Genomic DNA, 25,193 nt, shown 5'->3' on the forward strand with positions numbered 1-25,193 from the left:
GCTGGTGAGTGTCGGGGTCATTGTACGCTTTCGGCCGCGGCGCGACGACGGGCGCGCTGCGCCTCACCCGCCAGCGACACGCGCCCGAGGCTGGCCAACAGCGACAGCCCGCCGGCGGCCACGCCGGCCCACAGCGTCACCTGCACCGAGGCGCCGGCGGCCAGGCAGGCGCCGACCATGGCCACGCCCAGCGACTGCCCCACGGTGCGGGTGGTGCTCATCACGCCGGAGGCGTTGGCGCTCTTCTCGGCCGGCACGCTGCCCATCAGCTCGCGATTGTTGGGCGGCTGGAAGAAGCCGAAGCCGAGCCCGCACAGCGCCGTGCGCCACAGGCAATCGATCACCTCGGCATCGGTCTCGAGCAGCGCCAGGCTGGCCAGGCCGGCCATCAGCAGCACCAGCCCCGCCGAGCTCAGCAGGCTGGGGTTGAAACGGTCGGCCAGGCGCCCGGCGAGCGGGCCGGCCACCATGATGGTCAGCGGCCAGGGCGTGAACAGCCAGGCGGTCTCCAGCGGCGAGAAGCCCATCTGCTGCTGGTAGAGAAAGGAGAGCGCGACGAAGGCCAGCCCCTGGCCGACGAAGGCCAGTCCCTGGGAGGACACGGCCAGGGTGAAGCGGCGCTCGGCGAACATCGACAGCGCCAGCAGCGGATAGGGCGCGCGGCGCTGGCGTGCCAGGAAGGCGGCGCCGGCGCTCACGCTGAGAGCCAGCCAGCCGAGGGTCTCGAGCCCGGGCAGCGCCGCTCCGCTGCCGTCCAGCGCCGCGAAGAAGCCACCCAGCGTGGCCATGGCCAGCAGCGCACCCGAGACGTCGAAGCCGCCGCGGCGCCCCGGCTCCCTGGGCAACGCCCGCCAGGCCAGCGCGACGGCCCCCATCGCCGGCAGCGCCGGCAGCGCGAACAGCCACGGCCAGCTGGCCACCGAGAGGATCGCACCGCCCAGGGCGGGACCCGCGGCGTAGCCGATGCCGACCACCAGCGAGCTCAGCCCCAGGGCGCTGCCCAGCAGCCGCGAGGGAAAGATGACGCGATACAGCGACGGGCCGATCGACAGCGTCGCCGCCGCCGCCACGCCCTGCAGGGCGCGAAATGCCAGCAGCGCCTCCAGGCTGCGCGACAGCGCACAGCCCAGAGCGGCGACGGCGAACAGCACCAGCCCGCCCATGTAGATACGACGCCGGCCGACCAGCTCGCTCAAGGCGGCGAACACCAGCAGGAACCCCGCGCAGGTCACCTGGAAGAGGTTGGTCACCCACACCGCATCGGCCGAGGCCACCTCGAGATCGGCGGCGATCGACGGCAGCGCCAGGTTGACCATGGAGTTGTCCATCACCGCCATGGTGGTGCCGAGGATCAGCGCCAGCACGGCGAGACGGCGTTCGGAACCCGGCAGGCCATCGTCGCCGGGGCGGTTCGAGAAGAGTCGGCTCATGTGTGATCGTCGCTGACAAGAAAACCGGCCGAAGCCGGTTCCGAAACACTCGTGGAACTCCGAAGCCGCAAGGCATCGAGTCACGTCACGAGCGAAGATAAGCGGAGGCGCCTAGCCTGGCTGACGCCGGAGCAGAGCAACCGGAGTTGACTTGCCGCTCAATGAGGATTGCGACGGTCCGACGCTTCGGCACCGCCGGCAGTCAGATTGGCGAGGTTCGCTCCCGACGAACCATCGCACTTCCCACATCCATGTGGGTCGTCGAGCGCAGCAGTGAATCGCTGTCTTGCTAGTCCTGATCCGTTTCCAGCAGCAGGTTATCGTCCACTTCGGCCACTTCGAGGGCCGCCTCGTCATCGAGGTCGACGGCCAGGTAGCTGTACTCGAAGCGCAGGAAGCGCTGGAACAGCGCCCAGTCGAGCGTCTCGGGCCACTGGCGCTCGTCTTCTTCCCAGGCGCGCAGCTCGGTCTCGAGGATCTCGAGGTAGCGCTCGCGGACGAAGGCCTCGAGGGCCTCCGGGGTGTCCATCTCCGGGATCAGATAGACGGTGCTTTCCCTTTCGACGTCGCCGAGCGAGAGGTCGTCGTCGCCCAGGGTGGGCTCCAGGGCGTTGACCCAGTCGACGAAGTGCTGGGTCGGCCTGATGCTCAGGGCGGAACGGTTGAGCAGTTTCATCACGGTCTCCTCGACGTCGAAACGCTGCCATTATGGGCGCCAGCGGCGCTCCTTACCAACACTTCCCGACCGAACCATCTTATGCGGGCATACGCGGCCCCACCGGAACACGCGGAAGGCGGCGAGCTAGGGCCAGGCTAGGCGCGCGGGGGGTCGCTGGCGGAATGTACGAGTTTGTACATGAGCAAAGCGAACCCCCGCGCAACGCCGCCTGGCCGACGCGCAGCGCCTTCAATCCCCTGAAGGGCGCATGGCCGGGAACAGCAACACGTCCCGGATCGAAGCACTGTCGGTCAGCAGCATCACCAGGCGGTCGATGCCGATGCCCTGGCCGGCGGTCGGCGGCAGGCCATACTCCAGCGCGCGCACGTAGTCGGCGTCGTAGTACATGGCCTCGTCGTCGCCGGCCTCCTTCTCGGCCACCTGGGCGGCGAAACGCTCGGCCTGGTCCTCGGCGTCGTTGAGCTCTGAGAAGCCGTTGGCGATCTCGCGGCCGCCGACGAAGAACTCGAAGCGCTCGGTGACGAAGGGATCGCTGTCTTTGCGCCGCGCCAGCGGGCTGACCTCGGTCGGGTAGTCGGTAATGAAGGTCGGCTGCTGCAGACGATGCTCGACGGTCTTCTCGAAGATCTCGATCTGCACCTTGCCCAGGCCCCAGCCGTCCTTGACGTCGATGTCCAGGCGCTCGGCGATCTGGCGCGCGGCGCTCTCGTCGGCCAGCGACTCGGCGTGGATGTCCGGGTTGTACTCGAGGATGGCGTCGAACACGCTGAGCCGGCGCAGCGGCTGGCCGAAGTCGTATTCGTAGCTCTCCAGCACCTCGCCCTCGGCGTCGCGCACGGTGTTGGTGACCACGGTGCTACCCAGCACCCGCTGGGTGACCTCGCGCAGCATGGCCTCGGTGAGGTCCATCAGGTCCTGGTAGTCGGCATAGGCCTGGTAGAACTCGACCATGGTGAACTCGGGGTTGTGCCGGGTCGACAGCCCCTCGTTGCGGAAGTTGCGGTTGATCTCGAACACCCGCTCGAAGCCGCCCACCACCAGGCGCTTGAGATAGAGCTCCGGCGCGATGCGCAGGTACATGTCGATGTCCAGCGCGTTGTGGTGGGTGATGAAGGGCCGGGCCGTGGCGCCGCCGGGGATCGGCTGCAGCATCGGGGTCTCGACTTCCATGAAGCCGTGATCCTCGAAGAAGCGGCGCATGGCGCTGATCACGCCGGCGCGGGTCTGGAAGACCTCGCGGGAGTCCGGGTTCATGATCAGGTCCACGTAGCGCTGGCGATAGCGGGCTTCCATGTCGGTCAGGCCGTGGAACTTGTCCGGCAGCGGGCGCAGGCTCTTGGTCAGCAGGCGCGCCTCTTCCATCATCACGTAGAGGTCGCCCTTGCCCGACTTGTGCACCGGGCCGCGGCCGGCGACGATGTCGCCGATGTCCCAGCCCTTGATGTCCTCGAGCACCTCGGCCGGCAGGCCCTTCTTGTCGACGTAGAGCTGGATCTGGCCGCTGGCGTCCTGGATGACGATGAACGGGCCGCGCTTGCGCATGATGCGGCCGGCCACGGCCGCCGGGCGCGCCAGCGCCTCGAGCTCGGGCTTGTCCTTGTCGCCCAGCTCGACCGCCAGCTCGGCGGCGGTGCTGTCGCGACGGAAGTCGTTGGGGAAGGCACTGCCGCCGTCGGTGGCGGCGCGCTCGCGGCGCTCGGCCAGCTTGCCGCGGCGCTCCGCGATCAGGTGGTTCTCGTCCTGGGAAGTGTCCTGGTTAGCCATGTCGCTACCTGTTAAATCATGGTGTCGAATACAGAGACATCTCACCTAGAGCCGCGCGAGCGACGCCGAGACAAGGCGCCCCTCGGACAGAGCGCGGCGTTGACGAGTCGTCAATGAGCATCTCTGGCCGAGGGGCAACGCCGTATCGGCGAGCGCAGCAGGCTATAGGCCTTGTTTGAGGCTCGCCTCGATGAACTGGTCCAGATCGCCGTCCAGCACCTTGTCGCAGTTGCTGGACTGCACGCCGGTGCGCAGATCCTTGATGCGCTGGTCGTCCAGCACGTAGGAGCGGATCTGGCTGCCCCAGCCGATGTCGGCCTTGGAGTCCTCGGCGGCCTGCTTGGCCGCGTTGCGCTTCTCCATCTCGTGTTCCCACAGCTTCGCCTTGAGCTGTTTCATGGCGAAGTCGCGGTTGGCGTGCTGGCTGCGCTGGCTCTGGCAGGCCACCACGATGCCGGTCGGCTCGTGGGTGATCCGCACCGCCGAGTCGGTGGTGTTGACGTGCTGACCGCCGGCGCCGCTGGAGCGATAGGTGTCGGTGCGCAGATCCGAGGGATTGATCTCGATCTCGAAGCTGTCGTCCACCTCCGGCGACAGGAACACCGAGGCGAAGGAGGTGTGACGGCGGCCGCCGGAATCGAACGGGCTCTTGCGCACCAGGCGGTGCACGCCGGTCTCGGTGCGCAGCCAGCCGAAGGCGTACTCGCCCTGAATGTGCACGGACGCCGACTTGATGCCCGCCACCTCGCCGGCGGAGAGCTCGGTGATCTCGGCCTTGAAGCCGTGATGTTCGGCCCAGCGCAGGTACATGCGCAGCAGGATGTTGGCCCAGTCCTGAGCCTCGGTGCCGCCGGAACCCGCCTGGATGTCGAGATAGGCGTTGTTCTCGTCCATCTCGCCGGAGAACATGCGCCGGAACTCGAGCTTCTCGAGGCTGGCCTGCAGGCCCTCCAGCTCGCGCTGGACCTCCTCGACGGTGCCCTCGTCCTCCTCCATCTCGGCCAGCTCCAGCAGGTCCTGGCTGTCCGCCAGGCCCTGATCCAGCTCATCGATGGTGGCGACGATGGTCTCGAGGGTCGCCCGTTCCTTGCCCAGTTTCTGGGCATGGTCCGGATCGCTCCAGACGTCGGGATCCTCGAGCTCGCGGGTGACTTCCTCTAGCCGATCTTTCTTTTCGGCATAGTCAAAGATACCCCCTCAGGACGTCTGTCCGCTCAGACAGGTCCTTGATGAGGTGGTTGATCGGATTGGTTTCCAGCATGGGGTTCGCCTGAATCCAAGGAGATGAGGCGCGCGCCGGCGCCGGGCGCCAGCGGCGGAGAAAAGACGGGCATTGTAGCGAAATGCGCCGCCAGCGGCCATCCCGCCGGCGGCCCCGCCCGGGCGGTATCGAATTACTGGATGAGCTCATGCGCAATTTCAAATGGACCGAGGCACGCCGCCCGCGCGAAGGTTGGAACACGGCCTATTAGCCGACAAACGATACAACAATCACAAATCGCAAGGAGTGACTCATGCGCAAGCCGCGCCTGATCGCCGGCAGCCTGCTGCTGGCCTCGACCTGTCTCGCCCCGGCCGCCTTTGCCGAGACCCTCGACATCGGCGTCACCGGCGAACTCGCCTCCTTCGACACCTCTCAGGTCTCCGGCGGCGTCTGGGAGTCACAGATCCTCATGGATGTCTACGAGGGGCTGGTGAAGAAGTCTCCCGACGGCAGACTACTGCCGGGCATGGCCACCTCCTGGGAGGTCTCCGACGACGGCCTGACCTACACCTTCCACCTGCGCGAGGACGCGGCCTGGTCCGACGGCGAGCCGGTCACCGCCGAGGACTTCGTGTTCGGCTGGCGCCACCTGCTCGACCCGGCCAACGCCTCCAAGTACGCCTATCTGCTCTATCCGGTGGCCGGCGCCGAAGCGGTCAACACCGGCGAGAAGCCGCCGGAGGCGCTGGGCGTGGCCTCCCTCGACGACGGCCGCACCCTCCGGGTGACGCTCGACGCACCGACGCCCTACTTTCTCCAGCAGCTGACCCACTACACCGCCTATCCGCTGCCGAAGCACACCCTCGAGCGCTACGGCGACGACTGGGTCAAGCTCGACCATATCGTCACCAACGGCGCCTTCACCCCGGTGGAATGGGTCTCGCAGTCGCATATCGACGTGCGCCCCAACCCCGAGTACTACGACGCCGACGCGGTGACGCTGGACGGCGTGACCTACCACACCATCGAGGACCGCAACGCCGGCGTCTCGCGTTTCCGGGCCGGCGAGCTCGACGTCATGCGCGAGTACTCCTCGAGCATGTACGAGCTGCTCCGCGACGAGCTGCCCGGGGCCACCCACATGAGCACCTACCTCGGCAGCTACTACTACGTGTTCAACCATCGCGACGGCCATCCCACCGCCGACCCGCGGGTGCGCGAGGCGCTCAACCTGGCGACCCGTCGCCGCGTGCTCTCCGAGCAGATCATGGGCGGCACCTTCCAGCCGGCGCTGTCCTTCGTGCCGGACGGCATCGCCCACTACGACGCCCAGGCGATGAACCTCGAGGGCGACATGGACGCGCGCATGAGCCGCGCCCGCGAGCTGCTCGAGGCGGCCGGCTACGGCCCCGATCACCCGCTGCACCTACGGCTGCGCTACAACACCACCGACGAGCACAAGAAGATCGCCGTGGCCATGGCGGCCATGTGGCGGCCGCTGGGCGTCGAGGTCGAGATGATCAACGCCGAGGCCACGGTGCACTATCAGACCATCCAGGAAGGCGACTTCGACATCGCCCGGGCCGGCTGGATCGCCGACTACAACGACGCCGAGAACTTCCTGACCCTGCTGCACACCGGAGTCGGCAACAACTACGGCGCCTACGCCAACCCGGACTACGACGCCCTGCTCGACCGCGCCGCCGAGACCCTGGACCTGGACGCGCGCCAGCAGCTGCTCCAGCGGGCCGAGGCCCTGGCCCTCGAGGACGACGCGCTGATCCCGATGCTCTACTACGTCTCGCGCAACCTGGTGAATCCGGCCCTGGAAGGCTGGGAGGACAACATCGAGGACGACCACCCCTCGCGCTGGGTCCACTTCGCCGACTAGGCCGCCTGATCGGCCATGACGCCGGGGCGGCCCGCCCGCCCCGTCTTCCGCTTCCCTCGCATGCCCCGCGCCGCGCGGCGCGGGTGGAGACGCCCCATGCCCGCTAGATCCCGAGACCGCCACCGGAGCCTGCCGCCATGCTGAGCTACGCCTTCAAGCGCCTGCTGCAGGCCATCCCGACGCTGCTGATCGTCATCACCCTGGCCTTCTTCCTGATGCGGGTGGCTCCCGGCGGTCCCTTCGACGGCGAACGCGCCCTGCCCCCGGATATCGAGGCCAACCTGATGGCCGCCTATCACCTCGACGAGCCGCTGCCCCAGCAGTACCTGCGCTACCTCGGCGACCTGCTGCAGGGCGACTTCGGCCCCTCGTTCAAGTACAAGGACTTCAGCGTCACCGACCTGATCCAGCAGGGCTTCCCGGTCAGCCTCGAGATCGGCGGACTGGCGATCCTGCTGGCGCTGGCGCTGGGCCTGCCGCTGGGGGTGATCGCCGCCCTCAAGCGCAACAGCGCCGTCGACTACGCCGTCATGGGCACCGCCCTGGCCGGCATCGCGATTCCCAACTTCGTGGTCGCCCCCCTGCTGGCGCTGGTCTTCGGGGTGATCCTCAGCTGGCTGCCCGCCGGCGGCTGGAACGGCGGCGCCCTGCCCAACCTGGTGCTGCCGGTGCTGGCGCTGTCGATCCAGCAGATCGCCTATATCGCCCGCATCATGCGCGCCAGCATGATCGAGGTGCTCGGCAGCCACTACATCCGCACCGCCCGGGCCAAGGGGCTCAGCGAGCGGCTGGTGGTGTGGCGCCACGCCATCCGCCCGGCGCTGTTGCCGGTGGTTTCCTACCTGGGCCCGGCAATCGCCGGCATCATCACCGGCTCGGTGGTGATCGAGCAGATCTTCGGCATTCCTGGCATCGGCCGCTACTTCGTCCAGGGTGCGCTGAACCGCGATTACACCCTGGTGATGGGCACGGTGGTGTTCTACGGCGCGCTGATCGTGCTGCTGAACCTCATCGTCGACCTGCTCTATTCCGCCCTCGACCCGCAGATCCGCTATGACGACTGACGCCATGACCTCGACTCCCACGACCTCCGCCGCCAGCGCCGCCGGCGACAGCCTGGGCCGCGAGGCCTGGCGCCGCCTGCGGCAGAACAAGGCCGCCATGACCAGCCTGTGGCTGCTGGGCGCGATCACCCTGGCCTGCGTGGCGGGCCCCTGGCTGACGCCCTGGGGGCTGGCCGACGTCGACTGGAACGCCTTCGGCGTGGCCCCGACCCTGGACGGCGGCCACTGGCTGGGCACCGACGCCAACGGCCGCGACCTGCTCACCCGTACCCTTCACGGCGGACGCGTCTCGCTGTCGGTGGCGGTGGTGGCGACCCTCGTCTCGCTGGTGATCGGCGTGCTCTACGGCGCCGTCGCCGGCTATCTGGGCGGGCGCGTCGACAACCTGATGATGCGCTTCGTCGACATCCTCTACTCGCTGCCGTTCATGTTCCTGGTGATCCTGCTGATGGTGGTGTTCGGCCGCAATATCCTGCTGATCTACGCCGCCATCGGCGCCGTGGAGTGGCTGGACATGGCGCGCATCGTGCGCGGCCAGACCCTGGCGCTGAAGCGCCGCGAGTTCATCGAGGCCGCCCACGCTCTGGGCGTCCGCGACCGCAAGATCGTCACCCGCCACCTGATCCCCAACGCCATCGGCCCGGTGATCGTCTACGTCACCCTCACCGTGCCCAAGGTCATCCTGCTGGAGAGCTTCCTGTCGTTCCTCGGGCTCGGCGTGCAGGAGCCGCTGACCAGCTGGGGGGTGCTGATCAGCGAGGGCACCGACATGATGCAGACCGCCCCCTGGATGCTGCTGGTGCCCTCGGTGTTCCTGGCGCTGACGCTGTTCTGCCTCAACTTCCTGGGCGACGGGCTGAGAGATGCCCTGGACCCCAAGACACGATAACAACCCCGGGAGGCTTCCATGTCACAGCCACTGCTCGAGGTCGACGAACTGTGCGTCGACTTCGCCCTGCCCCAGGGCACCGTGCCCGCCGTGAAGCGGATCAGCTATCGCATCGAGGCGGGCGAGACCCTGGCCCTGGTCGGCGAGTCCGGCTCCGGCAAGTCGGTGTCCTCCACCGCCGCCATGGGCCTGCTCCCGGACCTGGCCCGCACCCGCGGGGCCATCCGCTTCGAGGGCGAGGACCTGCTCGCCGCCGCCCCGAAACGCCTGCGCCGGCTGCGCGGCAACGATATCGCGATGATCTTCCAGGAGCCGATGACCTCGCTGAATCCGCTGCACCGCATCGGCCGCCAGATCGCCGAGGTGCTCGAGCGCCACCGCGGCCTCCGGGGCCGGGCCGCCCGGCCCCGTGTGCAGGAGCTGCTCGAGCAGGTCGGCATCCCCGAGCCGGCCCGACGCATCGACAGCTATCCCCACGAGCTTTCCGGCGGCCAGCGCCAGCGGGTGATGATCGCCATGGCGCTGGCCTGCGAACCCAAGCTGCTGATCGCCGACGAGCCGACCACGGCGCTGGACGTCACCGTCCAGGCGCAGATTCTGGCGCTGCTCAAGGACCTTCAGCGGCGCTACGGCATGGCCATCCTGTTCATCACCCACGACCTCGGCATCGTGCGCCACTTCGCCGATCGGGTGTGCGTGATGCGTCAGGGCGAGCTGGTGGAGAGCGGCGAGACCGCCGCGCTGTTCGCCGCCCCGCAGCACGACTACACGCGGATGCTGATCGACGCCGAGCCCCGTGGGCGCAAGACGGCGGTGGCCGAGGACGCGCCGCTGCTGCTAGAGGCCCGCGACCTGCGCGTGAGCTTCGCCCTCAAGAAGCGCCTGTTCCGCCCGAACGCGTACTTCGAGGCGGTGCGCGGCATTGACCTGTCGATCCGGCGCGGCCAGACGGTGGGCATCGTCGGCGAATCCGGCTCCGGCAAGTCGACGCTGGGGCGCGCCCTGCTGCGCCTGCTCGACAGCCGCGGCGACATCCGCTTCGACGATGCGGCGCTGGACGGCCTGGATGCCTCGGCCATGCGTCCGCTGCGCTCGCGCATGCAGGTAGTGTTTCAGGACCCCTTCGGCTCGCTGTCACCGCGCATGACGGTGGGCGAGATCGTCGGCGAAGGGCTGCGCGTGCACGCGCCGGAGCTCGGCCACCGGGAGCGCGACATCCGGGTACAGGAGGCCCTGCGCGACGTGGCACTGGATCCGGCGATGCGACACCGCTACCCCCACGAGTTCTCCGGCGGCCAGCGCCAGCGCATCGCCATCGCCCGCGCCCTGGTGCTCAAGCCCGAGTTCCTGCTGCTCGACGAGCCCACCTCGGCGCTGGACCGCTCGGTACAGGCCACGGTGATCGAGCTGCTGCGCGACCTGCAGCGCCGCCACGGCCTCACCTACCTGTTCATCAGCCACGACCTGGCCGTGGTCCGTGCCCTGGCCGATACCGTACTGGTGATGAAACAGGGCGAGATCGTCGAACGGGGCGATACCGAGACGCTGTTCCAGGCCCCGCGCGAGGCCTATACCCGCGAGCTGATGCGCGCGGCCTTCCTCGACGACGACGCCGCCTGAGGGGCGCGTCCCGAACGGTGGGGCTCACACCGAGCACGAAAAAGCCCCGGCCATTGGCCGGGGCTCTGATCCCTAGTCTCTATGCGAGCCGGGCAAATCGCGGGGCGTTAGAAGCGATAGTCCACCGACAGCGCGAAGACGTCGGCTTCCACCTCGTACTCGCCGGACAGGTTGCCGCGACTGGCGTTCTCGGGCTTGCTGCCGTCCTGATCGATGTCGACGTCGTCGCCGAAGATATGCAGATAGCCGGCGGTGATGCCCAGCTCGGGCGTCGGCATCCAGGTGGCGCCGAGGGAGGCCCAGCGGCGATCGGCGTCCGGCACCCGCGGGGTGCGGTACTCGGCGCTCGGCACCGGGGTCTGGTCGATGCCCAGGCCGCCGCGCAGCGTCCACTGCTGGTTCAGCGCGTAGTTCGCCCCCACTGAAAAGGCCCAGGTATCGTCCCAGTTCTCGGTGGTGGTGCTGTTGGAGCCGTCCTCGAATTCCACCACCAGCTCGTCGAAGCTGCTCCATTCGGTCCATTCGGCGTTGGCCATCAGCGCCAGCCGATCGGTCAGCTGATGATAGACGCCCAGATTCAGGTTGGCCGGCGTGGTCAGATCGGCGGAGCCTCCCTGATTCATCGCGTCGACCGTGGCATCGACCGCGGGGTTGTCCGAGGAGAAGCGCACGTCGCCGTCCAGCGTCAGATCGATCTCGGAGCGATAGCTGATGCCGAGGCGGGTGCGCTCGGTGGCCTGATAGAGGGCGCCGAGGGTATAGCCGTAGCCCCAGTCGTCGCCGGTGACCTCGGCGAGGGCGTCGTACTCGCCCGACGGCGTGTACGGCGCCGGCGACTGCAGGGAGGTATCGACCATGTTGGACAGCGTCGCATCGGCGTACTGGGCGCGCAGCCCCACCGCCAGGTTGAGTCGATCGGTGGCGCGATAGTTGAGCGTCGGCTGGATATCGATCGTCTCGAGCTCGGTCTCGACGGCGTGATAGCGGCCGATCCAGTCCTCGTCGTACTTGGTGGCAAGCCCGTAGGGCGAGTAGATCGCCAGGCCCAGGTCCCAGCGCTCGTTGAGCTGCGTCTTGGCGGCGAAGCTAGGCACCGCAGCCCCCTCACCGCCCTCGCCGGATGCCCCGGCCGTATAGGGCGCACCGAGCACGTTCGAGGCATCGGCATCGTGCAGCTCGAAGGTGGCATCGATATAGGACACGCCGCCGGCCACCTGGCTGCCGTCGATATTGCCGATGGCGGCCGGGTTATAGGCCATGAAGCTGACGTCCTCGGCACCGGCGGCGGTGTTGGCGAAGGCGTTGGCCAGGGTCTTGGCGCTTTGCTCGCGCACCTGGAAGCCCGTGGCGGAGGCCTGGGCGGAAACGAGCGCCGCGGAGGCCAGGGCGACGGCGGCGGCGAGCTTGTGAGACGTGAAAGGCAGGGGCATGGCGCGGCTCCTTGGCGTTGCTGTTGTTATGGCGATGAAGCGGCTGCCGACAGTGTCGTCAGAACCTCGTCCGCGGATCAAGGACAAACGACCGTTTAAATCTAGTTTTTTCTAATACTTTGGTTGAACGAGCGTTTCATTGTCATACAGAACAATGGCTTGGAAACCCCCTCTCGCCGCCGCTCTTACCTGGCGGGAAACGCCTTGACCCTTGTGTTACCCAAGGGTTTTACACTCCTGACATACCCACTCTCAGGAACCCAGTCATGAAGGTCAGCGAACTTGCCCGACAGGCCGGCGTGACCGCCGAGACCGTACGCCACTACACCCGCGAGGGGCTGCTGCGCCCCGAGCGCGACCCGGACAACGGCTACCAGCTGTTCGACGACGATGACCTGCGCCGGCTGCGCTTCATCCAGCGCGCCCGCACCCTGGGCTTCGGCGTCGCCGAGGTCCGCGAGATCCTCGAGCAGTCCGACCACGGCGACTCGCCCTGCCCGCTGGTGCGCGACCTGCTGGCCCGGCGCCTGCCGGAAATTCGCGACCGGATCCGCGAGCTCGAGGCCCTGGCCGGGCGCATGGAAGAGGCGCTGGCCGCCTGGGAAGACCTGCCCGACGGCACCCCGGACGGTCACAGCCTGTGCCGCCTGATCGAGAACTTTCCCGAACCGCTGGAGACGTCGTCCGAGTCAGCAACGCCCAAGGAGACAACGTCATGAACACCCCGACTCGCCTCGAGCGCACCGTGCCCGGCATGAGCTGCCAGGGCTGCGTCAAGCGCATGCGCGAGGCCATCCAGGCCGAAGACGCCGCGGCCGAGGTCGTCGGCACCCTGGCCGAGCACCGTCTGGACGTCACCACCTCCCTCGACGACGCCACCCTGGATCGCGTGCTGGCCGACGCCGGCTATCCCGCCCAGTCGTCTTCCGGTCCCGCGGATAGCGACGACGGTGCGCCTGCCCCGCGCGAACGCACCGTGCCCGCCATGAGCTGCCAGGGCTGCGTCAAGCGCATGCGCGAGGCCATCCAGGCCGAAGACGCCACAGCCGAGGTCAGCGGCACGCCGGCCGACCATCGCCTCGAGGTCATCTCCTCGCTCGACGACGCCGAACTGGATCGGGTGCTGGCGGACGCCGGCTATCCTGCCGAGACGTCATCTATCGAGCCGGCCCCCGCTGTCCAGAGCAAGACCGAGCCTGACGCCGAGCCCGAAGCCGCGCCGACAGCGACAGCGGAGCCCCCCGACGACGACGGCGCCACCACCCAGCGCCTGTCGATCACCGGCATGACCTGCGCCGGCTGCGTGAAGAGCGTACAGCAGGCGCTGGAGCGCACGCCGGGCGTCGAGTCGGCCACGGTCAACCTCGGCAACCACACCGCCCAGGTGCGCGGCCGCGCCGACACCCAGGCGCTGATCGATGCGGTGGATGCGGTGGGCTACGGGGCCGAGCCGATCCTCGATCTGCGCCAGGCCGAGCAGGTACGCGCCGAGCGCGACGCCGAGGAATATCGCCGCAGGATGCGCGGCAGCGCCCTGTCGCTGGCACTGGCAGTGCCGCTGATGATCAGCATGTTCGTCTTCCATCCCCAGCCGCTCGGCGCCGGCCGCTGGTACTGGCTGGCGGTGGGCCTGCTGACCCTGGCCGTCATGGCCGGCCCCGGCCGGCACTTCTTCCGCAACGCCTGGAAGAACCTGCGCCATCACCAGGCCAACATGGACACCCTGATCGCCATGGGCACCGGCACCGCCTGGCTCTACTCCATGGCGGTGGTGGCCTTCGCCGGGGCCCTGCCCGAGATGGCCCGGGGCCTCTACTTCGAGGCCTCGGCGATGGTGATCGGCCTGGTGCTGCTGGGCAACGCCCTGGAGCTGAAGGCCAAGGGCCGCACCAGCGACGCCCTGCGCCGCCTGCTCGACCTGCAGAGCCGTACCGCCCGGGTGATCCGCGACGGCCGGGAGCAGGAGATCGAGATCGACGAGGTGCGCGAGGGCGACCGGCTGCGCGTGCGTCCCGGCGAGCGCCTGCCGGTGGACGGCGAGGTGATCGAGGGCGAGAGCCATCTCGACGAGTCCATGCTCACCGGCGAGCCCGCCCCGGTGGCCAAGGCGGCCGGCGACGAGGTCAGCGCCGGCACCGTCAACGGCCAGGGCGGGCTGGTCTACCGCGCCACCCGCGTGGGCGCCGACACCCGCCTCGGCCGCATCACCGAGCAGGTGGCCCGCGCCCAGGCCTCGCGGCCGCCCATCGGCCGGCTCGCCGACACCATCTCCGGCATCTTCGTGCCCTCGGTGATAATCATCGCCGTGCTCACCGCGCTGATCTGGTTCAACGTCGGCGCCGAGCCGCGCGTGCTGCACATGCTGGTCACCGCCAGCACGGTGCTGATCATCGCCTGCCCCTGCGCGCTGGGCCTGGCCACGCCGATCTCGACCATGATCGGCGTCGGCAAGGCCGCCGAGCACGGCGTGCTGGTGAGAAGCGGCGAGGCGCTGCAAACCGCCAGCCGTCTCACCACCCTGGTGGTGGACAAGACCGGCACCTTGACAGAGGGAAAGCCGCGGCTGACCGAGGCCGAGGTCCTTGCCGGCGACGAGCGAGAGGCGCTCGGCTGGGTGGCGGCGCTAGAGCGCGGCTCCGAGCACCCGCTGGCCGCGGCCCTGCTCGCCCACGCCGAAGCGCAGAACGCCGAAGCGGCCGATATCCAGGACTTCACCAGCGTGACCGGCGGCGGCGTGCGCGCCCGCACGACCGACGGCCGGACGCTGCTGCTGGGCAACGCCCGGCTGCTCGAGGAGGCCGGCATCGATCTTGGCGCGGGCAAGGAGCGCGTCGAGGCGCTGGAAGGCCAGGCGCGCACCGTGGTCCAGCTGGCCGTCGACGGCCGGCTCGTCGCCCTGTTCGGCGTCAGCGACCCGCTGCGCGCCGATGCCAGGGCCGCCGTTGCGCGCCTGCGAGACGAGGGGCTGGCCCTCGTGATGCTGACCGGCGACAACGCGCACACCGCCCGCGCCATCGCCGACGAGGTCGGCATCGACGAGGTCCGCGCCGGGCTGCTGCCCGAGGACAAACACGCCGAGATCGAGCGGCGTCAGGCTAATGGCGAGACGGTCGGCATGGTCGGCGACGGCATCAACGACGCCCCGGCCCTGGCCCGCGCCGACGTCGGCTTCGCCATCGGCCAGGGCACCGATGTGGCGATCGAGAGCGCCGGCATCACCCTGATGCGCGACTCGCTGCACGGCGTGGCCGACGCCATCGCCATCAGCCGCGCCACCCTGACCAACATCAAGCAGAACCTGGTGGGCGCCTTCGGCTACAACGTGCTCGGTATCCCCATCGCCGCCGGCGCGCTCTATCCGCTGACCGGCAGCCTGCTGTCGCCGGTGATCGCCGGCGCCGCCATGTCGGCCTCGTCGATCACCGTGGTCGGCAACGCCAGCCGCCTGCGCTGGTTCCGCCCTCAGGGTGCCGACGCGCCCGACGAGGCCTCACCTTCCGGCAAACAGGAGTCGTCCGCATGAGCTGGATCGTCAATCTCGCCGGCCTGGCGCTGATCGCCCTGATCGCCTGGTGGTTCTGGGGCAAGCGCTGACCGACGCCCGGGGCCGCCGACGCTACGCTTAAGAGACGAAGCCAAAGGGAGGACGCCCGATGCCCGAACTCGACGGCGTGCTGGAAACGGCCCTCTACGTGACGGACATGCCCCGGGCCAGACGCTTCTTCGAGACGGTGATGGGGCTCAGCCCCTTCACCGCCGACCATCGCTTCACCGCCTATGACGCCGGCGCCGGCACGGTGCTGCTGCTGTTCCTCGACGGCGAGACCAGCGAGACGGTGGTGCTGCCCGGCGAGATGGGCACCATCCCGCCCCACGACGGCGCCGGCCGGGTGCACATGGCCTTCGCCATCGCCGCGCCGACGCTGCCCGACTGGGAGGCTCAACTGGGTGAGCACGGCATCGAGATCGAGGGACGCACCCACTGGCCGCGGGGCGGCGAGAGCGTGTATTTCCGCGACCCCGACGGCCACCTGCTGGAGCTGGCCACGCCGGGGGTATGGCCGACCTACTGAGGCCGCTCTCGGGAGAGCGTGCTCTTTATTCGACCGCGACCCCAACGGCCACCTGCTGGAGCTGGCCACGCCGGGGGTATGGCCGACCTACTGAGGCCGCTCTCGGGAGAGCGTGCTCTTTATTCGACCGCGACCCCGACGGCCACCTGCTGGAGCTGGCGACTCCGGGGGTATGGCCAACCTACTGAGGCCGCTCTCGGGAGAGCGTGCTCCTTATTCGGCCGCGATCCCGACGGCCACCTGCTGGAGCTGGCGACCCCGGGGGTATGGCCGACCTACTAGCTCTCGAACGTACCGGGCTCAACGTCGTGGGGCACAACGCCGCGGCTTTCCCGGGAGCAGGCCTCCGAGGAGGCGCTGTGAATACGTCCCTGTACGCTACCGATGCCTTCCCTGGAATCGGACCTCCTCTTCGGCCTGTTCCCGGCGCCGTTCAGCCCTCAGCCCGCAGCCCGCAGCCCGCAGCCCGCAGCCCGTCAGGCTATACCGCCTTGGCGTGCTCGACCATCAGCTGCAGCGATTCACGGCCGCGCCAGCGGTTGCGGTTGAGCTTGTAGGCGCAGTGCAGCCGGTCGCCGACGCCAAAGGCCGGCACCTCGCCCGGGGTCAGCGCCCGGAACCAGATCGCCCTCGTCGACACCGGGCCGGCGGAGAGCTCCATCATCAGGTGATTGCCCTCGGCGCCCACCGGGCGCAGCGACTCCACCAGGAACTCGCCCTCGAACAGCGGCGGATCGAACTCGCGGCCGTAGGGCCCGAGCGCCTCCAGCTCGTCGAGGGTGGAAAGCGCGAGCTGCCCGGGCTCCAGCTCGCCGTCGGTGAAGACCTTCGGGAACAGCTCGGTGTCGCCGAGCTGCTCGCCGACCGCCTGCAGGAAGGCGGCGCGGAAGGCCTCGAGCTCGTCCACCGGCACGCCGACGCCGGCGGCGCCGCGATGGCCACCGAAGCGCGGCAGCGCCTCGGGGGCGAGCTCGAAGGTGCGCTGCAGGGCATCGCGCAGGTGCAGCGCCTCGATGGAGCGCCCCGAGCCGGTGAGCATGCCGGCCTGGGCGGCCGGCGTCAGCACCAGGGTCGGGCGACCGAAGGCCTGCACCAGTCGTGACGCGACGATGCCCTGCACGCCGGGATGGCCGTCCTCGAGATAGACCACCAGCGCCGGCGCGTTGTCGGCCAGCTGCGGCCGGGCCAGCGCCCTCGCCTGCTCGGCCATGTCGGCCTCGATGGCCTTGCGCGACTGGTTGTCCTGATCGAGCACCTCGAGATAGCGCTGCGCGACATGATCTTGCTCGGCGAGCATAAAGTGCAGCGCGGCGTAGGGGTCGTCGAGCCGCGAGCGGGCGTTGATCCGCGGGCCCATCTGGAAGGCCAGGGTCTCGGCGTCGAAGGGCACGCTGTCGGCGCCCAGCCGCTCGGCCATGGTCCGCCAGCAGGCCGCCTCCATGCGGTTGATCAGCGCCAGGCCCTGGGTGACCACGGCGCGGTTGGCCGCGCTGCCGCCGAGCGACACGCAGTCGGCCACGGTGCCCAGCGCCACGTAGGAGAGCCAGGGCGAGAGCTTGGGCGTGGCGGTCGGCAGCACGCCCCACTCGATCAGCACCGAACGGGCCAGCGACATCACCAGCCAGGCGACCATGCAGCCGGCGATGGTCGGGTCCGGGTAGTCACAGTCGTCGCGGGTCGGGTTGACGGTGGCGAAGGCCGAGGCCGGCGGGCCCTCCACCGGCAGCGCGTGGTGGTCGCTGACGACCACGTCGATGCCGGCGGCCTTGAGCCGGGCGATGCGCGGCTCGTCGGAGCTGCCGCAGTCGGCGGTGATCACCAGGCTCGGCCGCGGCGAGAGCTTCAGGGTGCGCTCCACCAGCGGCAGGCTGATGCCGTAGCCGTCGTGGATGCGGTGGCCGATCAGGCTGTGCAGCCTGTCTTCCGGCACGCCGAACAGCTCGTTCAGGGTCCGGCGGATCACCACGTGGGAGGTGATGCCGTCGACGTCATAGTCGGTGAGGATGCCGATGTGCTCGCCGTCGACCACCGCCTGGGCGATGCGCTCGGCGGCGGGGCGGGCGTCCTTGAGCCGCTCGGGATGCGCCAGGTGGCGCAGGCTGGGCGACACCAGCGGCGCGAGCTCGCCGGCATGGCCGGGCAGACGCCCGGCCAGCACGCGGGCCTGCAGCGGGGTCAGCCCCTCCGCCAGGGCGCGGGCCTCCAGCGCCTCGTCTCGGGGGCGCGGCAGGATACGGGTTTCGAGGCGTTCATGCAGGTCGTGGGGATCGGTCACGGCATCCAAGCCCGACTCCTTTGGATAGGGTAGCGAATTCAATCAGATGGGAGTCAACCGGGGCTGATCCGGGGACAGGCCTCGGGGTGCCGCACCACCGAAGAGGCGCTGTGAACCCATCCCTGGGCGCTACCGACGCCCTGCAGCGCTCTCGCATCCTGCGCCGCTTGCAGGGCCGGTGCTGGCCATCCCTGGCCAGCCCGTTCGGAGCAGTACTCCTCACCCCTGGCGTAGGACCTCCGCTTCGGCCTGCCCCGGCGCCCCTCGCCTGGTGGCGATTCAGGTTACCGTTTTCCGAGCCTTACCGACGGTTCTCGGCGACGAACTTCTGCACCTCGGCGAGTTCGGCCGGCAGCACGCTGTAGCGCTCCTCGCGCTCCAGCAGGTCGTCCATGTGCGGCGGCAGCGGCACGCCCGGGAAACCGGCCTTGACCACCGCCTCGGCGAACTTGGCCGGATGCGCGGTGGCCAGGGTGACCATCGGCACGCTCTCGTCGCCGCGCTCGCGCTCGGCGGCGCGATAGCCGGTGGCGGTGTGCGGGTCGAGGATCTCCTGGGTACGGTGATGCGCCTCGCGGATCACCTCCAGGATGGTGGCATCGTCGATGCTGTGGCTGGCGAACATCTCGCGCAGCCGCGCCAGCGGCGCATCGGCCAGCGCCGAGGGCTCGTCCTGGAAGCGCTCGAGCAGTTCGGACACGGCGGCGCCGTCGCGCTGGTAGGCCTCGAACAGCAGGCGCTCGAAGTTGGACGACACCACGATGTCCATGGACGGCGCCAGGGTCGCGACCAGCTCCTTCTTGGAGAAGTCGTTGTCGGCCAGGGTGCGGTGCAGGATATCGTTGGCGTTGGTGGCGATCACGAAGCGCTCGACCGGCAGGCCCATGCGGTAGGCCATGTAGCCGGCGAAGACGTTGCCGAAGTTGGCCGACGGCACGCAGAAGCTCACCTTGCGGTGCGGCGCGCCCAGCGCCACGGCGGAGGCCACGTAGTAGACGATCTGGGCCATGATGCGCGCCCAGTTGATCGAGTTCACCGCCACCAGGCGGGTGCCGTTCAGGAAGTCCTGGTCGGCGAAGCTGGCCTTCACCATGGCCTGAGCGTCGTCGAAGTTGCCCTCGATGGCGACGTTGAAGACGTTGTCCGCCAGCACGGTGGTCATCTGGCGACGCTGGACCTCGGACACCCGCTGATGCGGATGCAGGATGAAGATGTCCAGGTTGTCGCAGTGGCGGCAGCCCTCGATGGCGGCCGAGCCGGTGTCGCCGGAGGTGGCGCCCATGATCACCGCGCGCTCGCCGCGCTTCTGGAGGAAGTGGTCGAGCAGCCGGCCGAGCAGCTGCAGGGCCACGTCCTTGAATGCCAGCGTCGGGCCGTGGAACAGCTCGAGCAGGAAGTGGTTGGCGTCGAGCTGGTTCAGCGGCACCACGGCGTCGTGACTGAAGGTGGCGTAGGCGTCGCGGACGATCTCGCGGAAGGTATCGTCGTCGATCTCGCCGCCCACGTAGGGCTGCATCACCCGGAAGGCGATCTCGGCGTAGGAGCAGCCGGCCATGTCGGCCAGCTGCTCGTGGCTCAGCTGGGGGACGGTCTCTGGCACGTAGAGGCCGCCGTCGCTGGCCATGCCGGTGAGCACGACCTCCTCGAAGGAGAGCGCGGGCGCCTGCCCGCGAGTACTGATATAGCGCATTGTTCGATTCCTTTGCTCGCTCGGGACTGCCCCGGCGACAAGCCTTCGAGGAGGCGCTGTGAACCCATCCCTGGGCGCTACCGACGCCATCCCTGGCGCAGGACCTCCTCTACGGCTTATCCCCGGCGTCCCTCGTTGCCAGCGATAGCCGCGCGGCCGATGGTTATTGGTTCTCTTCCAGCGACTCGACGCGAATGCGCGTGACGGAACCGGCGATGTCGGCCATGGACTCGATCTTGCGAATCGCCTCGTTCATCTGCTTCTCGCGGGTGCGGTGGGTCATCAGGATGATCGGCACCAGCTCGCCCTCGGTCGCTTCTTTCTGGATCAGCGCCTCGATGGAGATGCCCTCCTCGGAGAGGATGGTGGCGACGCGGGCCAGCACGCCGGGGCGGTCGACCGCCAGCAGGCGCAGGTAGTAGGCGGTGCTGATCTCTTCCATGGCCAGGATCGGCGGCTGGTCGGCGTTCTCGCCGATGCCGCTGAAGGCCAGGTAGGGCACGCGGTAGTGGTGGTCGGTGGCGATGTCACGGGCCACGTCGAGCACGTCGGCGACCACCGCGGAGGCGGTCGGTTCGGCGCCGGCGCCGGCGCCGTAGTAGAGGGTCGGGCCCACGGCATCGCCCATCACGGCGATGGCGTTCTTGACGCCGTGAACGTTGGCCAGCAGCCGCTCCTTGGGAATCAGGGTCGGGTGCACGCGCAGCTCCAGGCCCTCGTCGGTGCGCTTGGAGATGCCCAGGTGCTTGATGATGTAGCCCAGGTTGTCGGCCTGCTCGACGTCCTCGGCGGTGACCCGGGAGATGCCCTCGGTGTAGGCCTTCTCGAACTGCAGCGGCACGCCGTAGGCGATGGAGGCCAGGATGGTCAGCTTGTGGGCGGCGTCGATGCCCTCGACGTCGAAGGTCGGATCGGCCTCGGCATAGCCCAGCGCCTGGGCCTCGGCCAGCACGTCCTCGAAGGCGCGGCCTTCGTCGCGCATGTGGGTGAGGATGAAGTTGCCGGTGCCGTTGATGATGCCGGCCAGCCACTCGATGCGGTTGGCGCCCAGGCCCTCGCGCAGCGACTTGATCACCGGGATGCCGCCGGCCACCGCGGCCTCGAAGGCCACGATCACGCCCTTCTCGTGGGCGGCCTTGAAGATCTCGTTGCCGTGCACCGCGATCAGCGCCTTGTTGGCGGTGACCACGTGCTTGCCGTTGTCGATGGCGGTCAGCACCAGCTCGCGGGCCACGTCGTAGCCGCCGATCAGTTCGACGACCACATCGATGTCGGGGTTGGCCGCGACCTCGAAGATGTCCTGGGTGGTCTTGATGCCGGTGACGTCACACTCGGGATTGGGCGTACGGTAGGCCACCTGTTCGATGACGATCGGACGCCCCGCCCGACGGGCGATCTCGTCGGCGTTGCGTGTCAGTACGTTGAAGGTCCCGCCGCCGACGGTGCCCAGGCCACAGATTCCCACTCTCACCGGTTTCAATGTCTTTCCCCTCGTTACTGCAAGTGTCTCAGCGATGATCGGCCCCGCGGGGCCGCGCGCCGAACCGCGCGCTTATTGATCGTTCAGGCCCAGCATGGTCGCCAGGCGTTCCGCCGGCACGTAGCCGGGGACCAGGCGCCCGTCGGGCAGCACGATGGCCGGCGTGCCCTGCACACCGAGCGCCATGCCCAGATGATACTGTTCCTCGACCGGATTGTCGCAGCTTGCGTCGCCGTCGATGGTCTCGCCGCGCATGCCGGCCGTCAGCGCCTCGCTGGCGTTGTCCGCGCACCAGACCTGCTGCAGCTCGCGCCCGCCCTGGGAGCTCATGCCGCCGCGCGGGAAGGCCAGGTAATCGACCTCGATACCCATCTCGTTGAGCCGCGGCACCTCCTCGTGCAGATGGCGGCAGTAGGGGCAGGTGGTGTCGGTGAACACCGTGATCCTCGCCTTGGGCGCATCGGTGCCGCGAAAGACCACCCGCTCGTCATCGGGAATCGCCGCCAGGCGCTCGGCGCGCTCGGCGTTGCGTGCCTTCTCGGAGAGATTGACCAGACCGTCGTCGGCATTCTCGTAGAGATCCCCGACCAGGAAGTAGTCGCCCTGGACGTCGGTGTAGAAGCGCTCGCCGGTCTCCAGGCGCACCTCGTAGAAGCCGGTCAGGGGCGTCTCCTCGACGCTCTTCACCGGCATCTTCTGGCCGTCGACCTCGAGATGCTCGGTCAGCTGCGCGATGGCCGGATCCTGGGCCAGGGCGGGGAGCGACAGGGCGGCGAGCACGCCACCGGCAAGAACGGGGAAGCTACGTCTCATGATTCAACCTCGGGGATGGTGATCGGCATGCAGGGCCTCGAGCCGGGCCTGCGCGACATGGGTATAGATCTGCGTGGTCGACAGATCGCTGTGACCCAGCAACAGCTGTACGACACGCAGGTTGGCCCCATGATTCAACAGATGGGTGGCGAAGGCGTGGCGCAGGGTGTGCGGCGACAGCGGCCGGTCGATGCCGGCGACCAGGGCGTGGGCCTTGATGCGGTGCCAGAAGGCCTGCCGCGTCAGGCAGGCGTCGCCGCGGCCGGGAAACAGCGCCGGCCGCGACGGATCGGCCATCAGCGCCGCGCGCCCGGTGCGCAGGTAGCGCGACAGCCAGTCCAGCGCCTCCTCGCCGAGGGGCACCAGGCGCTCCTTGTCGCCCTTGCCGCGCACCCGCACCACGCCCTGGCGCAGGTTGACGGCGTCGGTGGTCAGCCCGACCAGCTCGCTGACGCGCAGCCCGGCCGCATAGAGCACCTCGAGCATGGTGCGGTCGCGCAGGCCCAGGTCGGTGGCGAGGTCCGGCGCGGCCAGCAGCCGCTCCACCTCGTCCTCTTCCAGGGTGTCCGGCAGCGACGGCCGGGCCGGCGGCAGCTTCACCTCGGCGATCGGGTCGTGATCGATGCGCCCCTCGGCCAGCGCCCAGCGGTAGAAGCGGCGCAGGCTCGACAGCAGCCGGGCGTTGCTGCGCAGCTTGTAGCCGTCCTCGCGCCGGGCGTCGAGCCAGGCCGGCAGGGCCTCGGCGCCTGGCGCCAGCAGCGCGGCGCCGCGCCCGTCGAGCCAGGCCGCCCAGGCGGTCAGGTCGCGGCGGTAGGCCGCCAGGGTGTTGTCGCTGGCGCCCTCCCCCAGCCACAGGTCGTCGAGGCAGGCCTCGATCAGCGCCAGGGCCTCGTCAGCGATGGTCATCATGGCGCTCCTCGGCCCCTGAACGACAAAACCCCGCCCCGCGGCTGCGGTGACGGGGTTTCGCTGTCACGCGGACTGACACGCCGCGTCACCGCTGGCCGGTGAGGCGTTGCCTCAGGCCAGCTTTTCCTTGATGCGGGCGGACTTGCCGCTGCGCTCGCGGAGGTAGTACAGCTTGGCCTGGCGAACGTCGCCGCGACGCTTGACGCTGATGGAGTCGACCAGCGGGCTGTAGGTCTGGAAGGTCCGCTCGACGCCGACGCCGTGGGACACCTTGCGCACGGTGAAGGCGGAGTTCAGGCCGCGGTTACGCTTGCCGATGACGACGCCTTCGAAGGCCTGCAGGCGCTCGCGGCTGCCTTCCTTAACCTTGACCTGGACGGTGACGGTGTCGCCCGGGGCGAATTCCGGCACTTCCTTGCTCATCTGCTCGGCTTCGAGCGCCTGGATCACCTTGTTCTTGCTGCTCATGACGATAACTCCTCGATAACATACATGATTCACCGGTCCGGCAGTGGATGGCCGGCGAATCGTGATCCCGGCGCTCGAATGGCTCGACGCGCGGGAGTGCTGTTGGTGACGCAGGTCCGCTCCTTCAGGGCGCGTCCTGCACCTCCGCCCCGACCTGGTCGCTGTCGGCCGGTGCGTACTCCTCGATGAACTCCTCGAGCAGGGCCTGCTGTTCGGCGCTCAGCGTCCTGCCCTCGAGCAGGTCGGGCCGCCGGAGCCAGGTCCGCCCCAGGGACTGCTTGAGCCGCCAGCGCCGGATGGCGCCATGGTGGCCGCTGAGCAGGACATCCGGCACCCGTCGCCCGTCGATCACCTCGGGGCGCGTGTAGTGCGGACAGTCCAGCAGTCCGTCGTTGAAGGAGTCCTCGACCGCGGAATCCTGGTGGCCCAGCACGCCGGGTACCAGCCTTGCCGCGGCATCGATCAGCACCATCGCCGGCAGCTCGCCGCCGCTCAGCACATAGTCGCCGATCGACCATTCCTCATCGATGTCGGCTTCAACGACCCGCTCATCGATGCCTTCGTAGCGTCCGGCCACCACCACCAGGGGGGGGCCTTCCGCCAGCTCCTGCGCGCCGCGCTGATCCAGCTGCCGCCCCTGGGGCGAAAGATAGATCACCTTCGGGCGTTGCCCGGTGGCGTCCTCGGCCCGCTCGCGGGCGTCGTGGATGGCCGAGCGCAGGGTGTCGACCTTCATCAGCATGCCCGGTCCGCCGCCGTAGGGGCGGTCGTCCACGGTACGATGCCGGTCGGTGGCGTAGTCCCGGGGATTCCAGAACTCCAGGGCGATCTGCCCCTTGTCCACCGCTCTGCCCGTCACGCCCTGACGGGTCAGCGCCTCGAACATCTCGGGGAACAGCGATACCACGCCGACCCACAGTGAGGCGTCGCTGCGACTCAAAAGTCCGGATCCCAGTCGACGGTCATCACGCCGGCCTCGAGATCCACCTTCTGCACGACCTCGTCGGGCAGGAAGGGCAGCAGTCGTTCGCGATCGTCGATGGCGTCGCCGTCACGCCCCTTCACGACCATGACGTCATTGGCGCCGGTCTCGAAGAGGTAGTCGACGCGGCCCAGCGTGACGCCGTCGCGGGTCACCACCCGCAGGCCTTCCAGCTGGTACCAGTAGAACTCGTCGTCGCCGTCGAGCTCGGGCAGCTCGGCCGTGGGCAGCAGCACTTCGGCGCCGGCCAGGGCCTCGGCCTGATCTCGACCGTCGACGCCTGCCAGGCGGGCCACCAGGCCCTTGCCCTGCGGGCGTCCCTGGACGAGACGATAGCGCACGAGACGACCCTGATGGCGCAGCACCCACTCGTCGTACTCGAGGATGCCTTCCATCGGGCTGGTGTACGAATACACCTTCAGCCAGCCCTTCACACCGTAGGGGCTGGTCAACTTGCCCAGCACCACGTGTTCGTTGGCCGGGCTCGGCTCGACGCCTGCGCTCATCGCGATCCTGCCTCAGACATTCGGGG

Annotated in this window: 20 protein-coding genes; 7 read left to right on the forward strand and 13 right to left on the reverse strand. The window is 69.0% G+C overall.

Annotation, left to right across the window (positions count from 1 at the left end):
- Window positions 1-17: 17 nt before the first annotated feature.
- From MYL53_RS15230 to prfB, 4 genes are all read right to left on the reverse strand, one after another.
- Window positions 18-1,430, reverse strand: coding sequence for an MFS transporter (locus MYL53_RS15230; protein WP_247854800.1), 1,413 nt, complete (start codon window positions 1,428-1,430; stop codon window positions 18-20).
- Between the two features lie 289 nt (window positions 1,431-1,719).
- Window positions 1,720-2,106, reverse strand: coding sequence for a P-loop NTPase family protein (locus MYL53_RS15235; RefSeq protein WP_247854801.1), 387 nt, complete (start codon window positions 2,104-2,106; stop codon window positions 1,720-1,722).
- Between the two features lie 231 nt (window positions 2,107-2,337).
- Window positions 2,338-3,873 (reverse strand): lysine--tRNA ligase, encoded by a 1,536-nt coding sequence (gene lysS, locus MYL53_RS15240; protein ID WP_247854802.1) that lies wholly within the window; start codon window positions 3,871-3,873, stop codon window positions 2,338-2,340.
- A 162-nt stretch (window positions 3,874-4,035) separates the two neighbouring features.
- Window positions 4,036-5,134, reverse strand: a protein-coding gene (gene prfB / locus MYL53_RS15245; protein ID WP_345740387.1) for a peptide chain release factor 2 whose coding sequence is annotated in 2 segments (ribosomal slippage) — window positions 4,036-5,058 and window positions 5,060-5,134 — 1,098 coding nt in all. Because the reading frame shifts where the segments join, the coding sequence is not laid out codon by codon here.
- Between the two features lie 253 nt (window positions 5,135-5,387).
- Here prfB and MYL53_RS15250 point away from each other — a divergent pair.
- The 4 genes from MYL53_RS15250 (at window position 5,388) to MYL53_RS15265 (ending at window position 10,541) form a co-directional block, all read left to right on the forward strand.
- Window positions 5,388-6,968 carry a peptide ABC transporter substrate-binding protein gene (locus MYL53_RS15250; protein ID WP_247854803.1) on the forward strand — a complete coding sequence of 527 codons (1,581 nt, stop codon included), beginning with the start codon at window positions 5,388-5,390 and terminating at the stop codon, window positions 6,966-6,968.
- Between the two features lie 137 nt (window positions 6,969-7,105).
- Window positions 7,106-8,032, forward strand: coding sequence for an oligopeptide ABC transporter permease OppB (gene oppB / locus MYL53_RS15255; protein ID WP_247854804.1), 927 nt, complete (start codon window positions 7,106-7,108; stop codon window positions 8,030-8,032).
- A 4-nt stretch (window positions 8,033-8,036) separates the two neighbouring features.
- Window positions 8,037-8,921: an ABC transporter permease subunit gene (locus MYL53_RS15260; RefSeq protein ID WP_425591764.1), complete on the forward strand. Its 885-nt coding sequence runs from the start codon at window positions 8,037-8,039 to the stop codon at window positions 8,919-8,921.
- An 18-nt stretch (window positions 8,922-8,939) separates the two neighbouring features.
- Window positions 8,940-10,541 carry an ABC transporter ATP-binding protein gene (locus tag MYL53_RS15265; protein ID WP_247854806.1) on the forward strand — a complete coding sequence of 534 codons (1,602 nt, stop codon included), beginning with the start codon at window positions 8,940-8,942 and terminating at the stop codon, window positions 10,539-10,541.
- 107 nt (window positions 10,542-10,648) lie between these two features.
- Here MYL53_RS15265 and MYL53_RS15270 read toward each other — a convergent pair whose 3' ends face one another.
- A complete protein-coding gene (locus tag MYL53_RS15270; RefSeq protein ID WP_247854807.1) occupies window positions 10,649-11,971 on the reverse strand; it encodes an OmpP1/FadL family transporter in 1,323 nt (440 codons plus the stop codon).
- Between the two features lie 266 nt (window positions 11,972-12,237).
- Here MYL53_RS15270 and MYL53_RS15275 point away from each other — a divergent pair, with 266 nt between their 5' ends.
- The 3 genes from MYL53_RS15275 to MYL53_RS15285 all read left to right on the forward strand — a co-directional run bounded on the left by MYL53_RS15275 (window position 12,238) and on the right by MYL53_RS15285 (window position 16,044).
- On the forward strand, window positions 12,238-12,690 hold the full coding sequence (locus tag MYL53_RS15275; RefSeq protein ID WP_247854808.1) for a MerR family transcriptional regulator: 453 nt from the start codon (window positions 12,238-12,240) through the stop codon (window positions 12,688-12,690).
- Window positions 12,687-15,494 carry a heavy metal translocating P-type ATPase gene (locus MYL53_RS15280; RefSeq protein ID WP_247854809.1) on the forward strand — a complete coding sequence of 936 codons (2,808 nt, stop codon included), beginning with the start codon at window positions 12,687-12,689 and terminating at the stop codon, window positions 15,492-15,494. The genes MYL53_RS15275 and MYL53_RS15280 overlap by 4 nt, the downstream gene beginning before the upstream one ends.
- A gap of 130 nt (window positions 15,495-15,624) precedes the next feature.
- Window positions 15,625-16,044 (forward strand): VOC family protein, encoded by a 420-nt coding sequence (locus tag MYL53_RS15285; protein WP_247854810.1) that lies wholly within the window; start codon window positions 15,625-15,627, stop codon window positions 16,042-16,044.
- A gap of 481 nt (window positions 16,045-16,525) precedes the next feature.
- Here MYL53_RS15285 and MYL53_RS15290 read toward each other — a convergent pair whose 3' ends face one another.
- The 8 genes from MYL53_RS15290 to rimM form a co-directional block, all read right to left on the reverse strand.
- Window positions 16,526-18,328, reverse strand: a complete 1,803-nt coding sequence (locus MYL53_RS15290; protein WP_282103620.1) for a single-stranded-DNA-specific exonuclease RecJ — start codon at window positions 18,326-18,328, stop codon at window positions 16,526-16,528.
- Between the two features lie 292 nt (window positions 18,329-18,620).
- Window positions 18,621-20,009 carry a threonine synthase gene (gene thrC / locus MYL53_RS15295; protein ID WP_247854811.1) on the reverse strand — a complete coding sequence of 463 codons (1,389 nt, stop codon included), beginning with the start codon at window positions 20,007-20,009 and terminating at the stop codon, window positions 18,621-18,623.
- A gap of 163 nt (window positions 20,010-20,172) precedes the next feature.
- A complete protein-coding gene (locus tag MYL53_RS15300) occupies window positions 20,173-21,489 on the reverse strand; it encodes a homoserine dehydrogenase (protein ID WP_247854812.1) in 1,317 nt (438 codons plus the stop codon).
- A gap of 72 nt (window positions 21,490-21,561) precedes the next feature.
- Window positions 21,562-22,302 (reverse strand): DsbC family protein, encoded by a 741-nt coding sequence (locus tag MYL53_RS15305; RefSeq protein ID WP_247854813.1) that lies wholly within the window; start codon window positions 22,300-22,302, stop codon window positions 21,562-21,564.
- Between the two features lie 3 nt (window positions 22,303-22,305).
- Entirely contained in the window at window positions 22,306-23,211 is a 906-nt protein-coding gene (gene xerD, locus MYL53_RS15310; protein WP_247854814.1) for a site-specific tyrosine recombinase XerD, read from the reverse strand.
- A 111-nt stretch (window positions 23,212-23,322) separates the two neighbouring features.
- Window positions 23,323-23,679, reverse strand: a complete 357-nt coding sequence (gene rplS / locus MYL53_RS15315) for a 50S ribosomal protein L19 (protein WP_016856358.1) — start codon at window positions 23,677-23,679, stop codon at window positions 23,323-23,325.
- A 124-nt stretch (window positions 23,680-23,803) separates the two neighbouring features.
- Complete coding sequence (trmD, locus tag MYL53_RS15320) at window positions 23,804-24,598, reverse strand: tRNA (guanosine(37)-N1)-methyltransferase TrmD (protein ID WP_247854849.1); 795 nt, start codon at window positions 24,596-24,598, stop codon at window positions 23,804-23,806.
- A gap of 17 nt (window positions 24,599-24,615) precedes the next feature.
- Window positions 24,616-25,167 (reverse strand): ribosome maturation factor RimM, encoded by a 552-nt coding sequence (rimM, locus tag MYL53_RS15325; protein ID WP_247854815.1) that lies wholly within the window; start codon window positions 25,165-25,167, stop codon window positions 24,616-24,618.
- Window positions 25,168-25,193: the final 26 nt, after the last annotated feature.

This window comes from Halomonas getboli, assembly GCF_023094245.1.
GTDB lineage: Bacteria > Pseudomonadota > Gammaproteobacteria > Pseudomonadales > Halomonadaceae > Halomonas > Halomonas getboli.

Excerpts from the sequence above, each read along its gene's own strand:
- MYL53_RS15230 (WP_247854800.1), bottom strand. The coding sequence starts at position 1,430 with ATGAGCCGACTCTTCTCGAACCGCCCCGGCGACGATGGCCTGCCGGGT.
- MYL53_RS15235 (WP_247854801.1), bottom strand. The coding sequence starts at position 2,106 with ATGAAACTGCTCAACCGTTCCGCCCTGAGCATCAGGCCGACCCAGCAC.
- lysS (WP_247854802.1), bottom strand. The coding sequence starts at position 3,873 with ATGGCTAACCAGGACACTTCCCAGGACGAGAACCACCTGATCGCGGAG.
- MYL53_RS15250 (WP_247854803.1), top strand. The coding sequence starts at position 5,388 with ATGCGCAAGCCGCGCCTGATCGCCGGCAGCCTGCTGCTGGCCTCGACC.
- oppB (WP_247854804.1), top strand. The coding sequence starts at position 7,106 with ATGCTGAGCTACGCCTTCAAGCGCCTGCTGCAGGCCATCCCGACGCTG.
- MYL53_RS15260 (WP_425591764.1), top strand. The coding sequence starts at position 8,037 with ATGACCTCGACTCCCACGACCTCCGCCGCCAGCGCCGCCGGCGACAGC.
- MYL53_RS15265 (WP_247854806.1), top strand. The coding sequence starts at position 8,940 with ATGTCACAGCCACTGCTCGAGGTCGACGAACTGTGCGTCGACTTCGCC.
- MYL53_RS15270 (WP_247854807.1), bottom strand. The coding sequence starts at position 11,971 with ATGCCCCTGCCTTTCACGTCTCACAAGCTCGCCGCCGCCGTCGCCCTG.
- MYL53_RS15275 (WP_247854808.1), top strand. The coding sequence starts at position 12,238 with ATGAAGGTCAGCGAACTTGCCCGACAGGCCGGCGTGACCGCCGAGACC.
- MYL53_RS15280 (WP_247854809.1), top strand. The coding sequence starts at position 12,687 with ATGAACACCCCGACTCGCCTCGAGCGCACCGTGCCCGGCATGAGCTGC.
- MYL53_RS15285 (WP_247854810.1), top strand. The coding sequence starts at position 15,625 with ATGCCCGAACTCGACGGCGTGCTGGAAACGGCCCTCTACGTGACGGAC.
- thrC (WP_247854811.1), bottom strand. The coding sequence starts at position 20,009 with ATGCGCTATATCAGTACTCGCGGGCAGGCGCCCGCGCTCTCCTTCGAG.
- MYL53_RS15305 (WP_247854813.1), bottom strand. The coding sequence starts at position 22,302 with ATGAGACGTAGCTTCCCCGTTCTTGCCGGTGGCGTGCTCGCCGCCCTG.
- xerD (WP_247854814.1), bottom strand. The coding sequence starts at position 23,211 with ATGATGACCATCGCTGACGAGGCCCTGGCGCTGATCGAGGCCTGCCTC.
- rplS (WP_016856358.1), bottom strand. The coding sequence starts at position 23,679 with ATGAGCAGCAAGAACAAGGTGATCCAGGCGCTCGAAGCCGAGCAGATG.
- rimM (WP_247854815.1), bottom strand. The coding sequence starts at position 25,167 with ATGAGCGCAGGCGTCGAGCCGAGCCCGGCCAACGAACACGTGGTGCTG.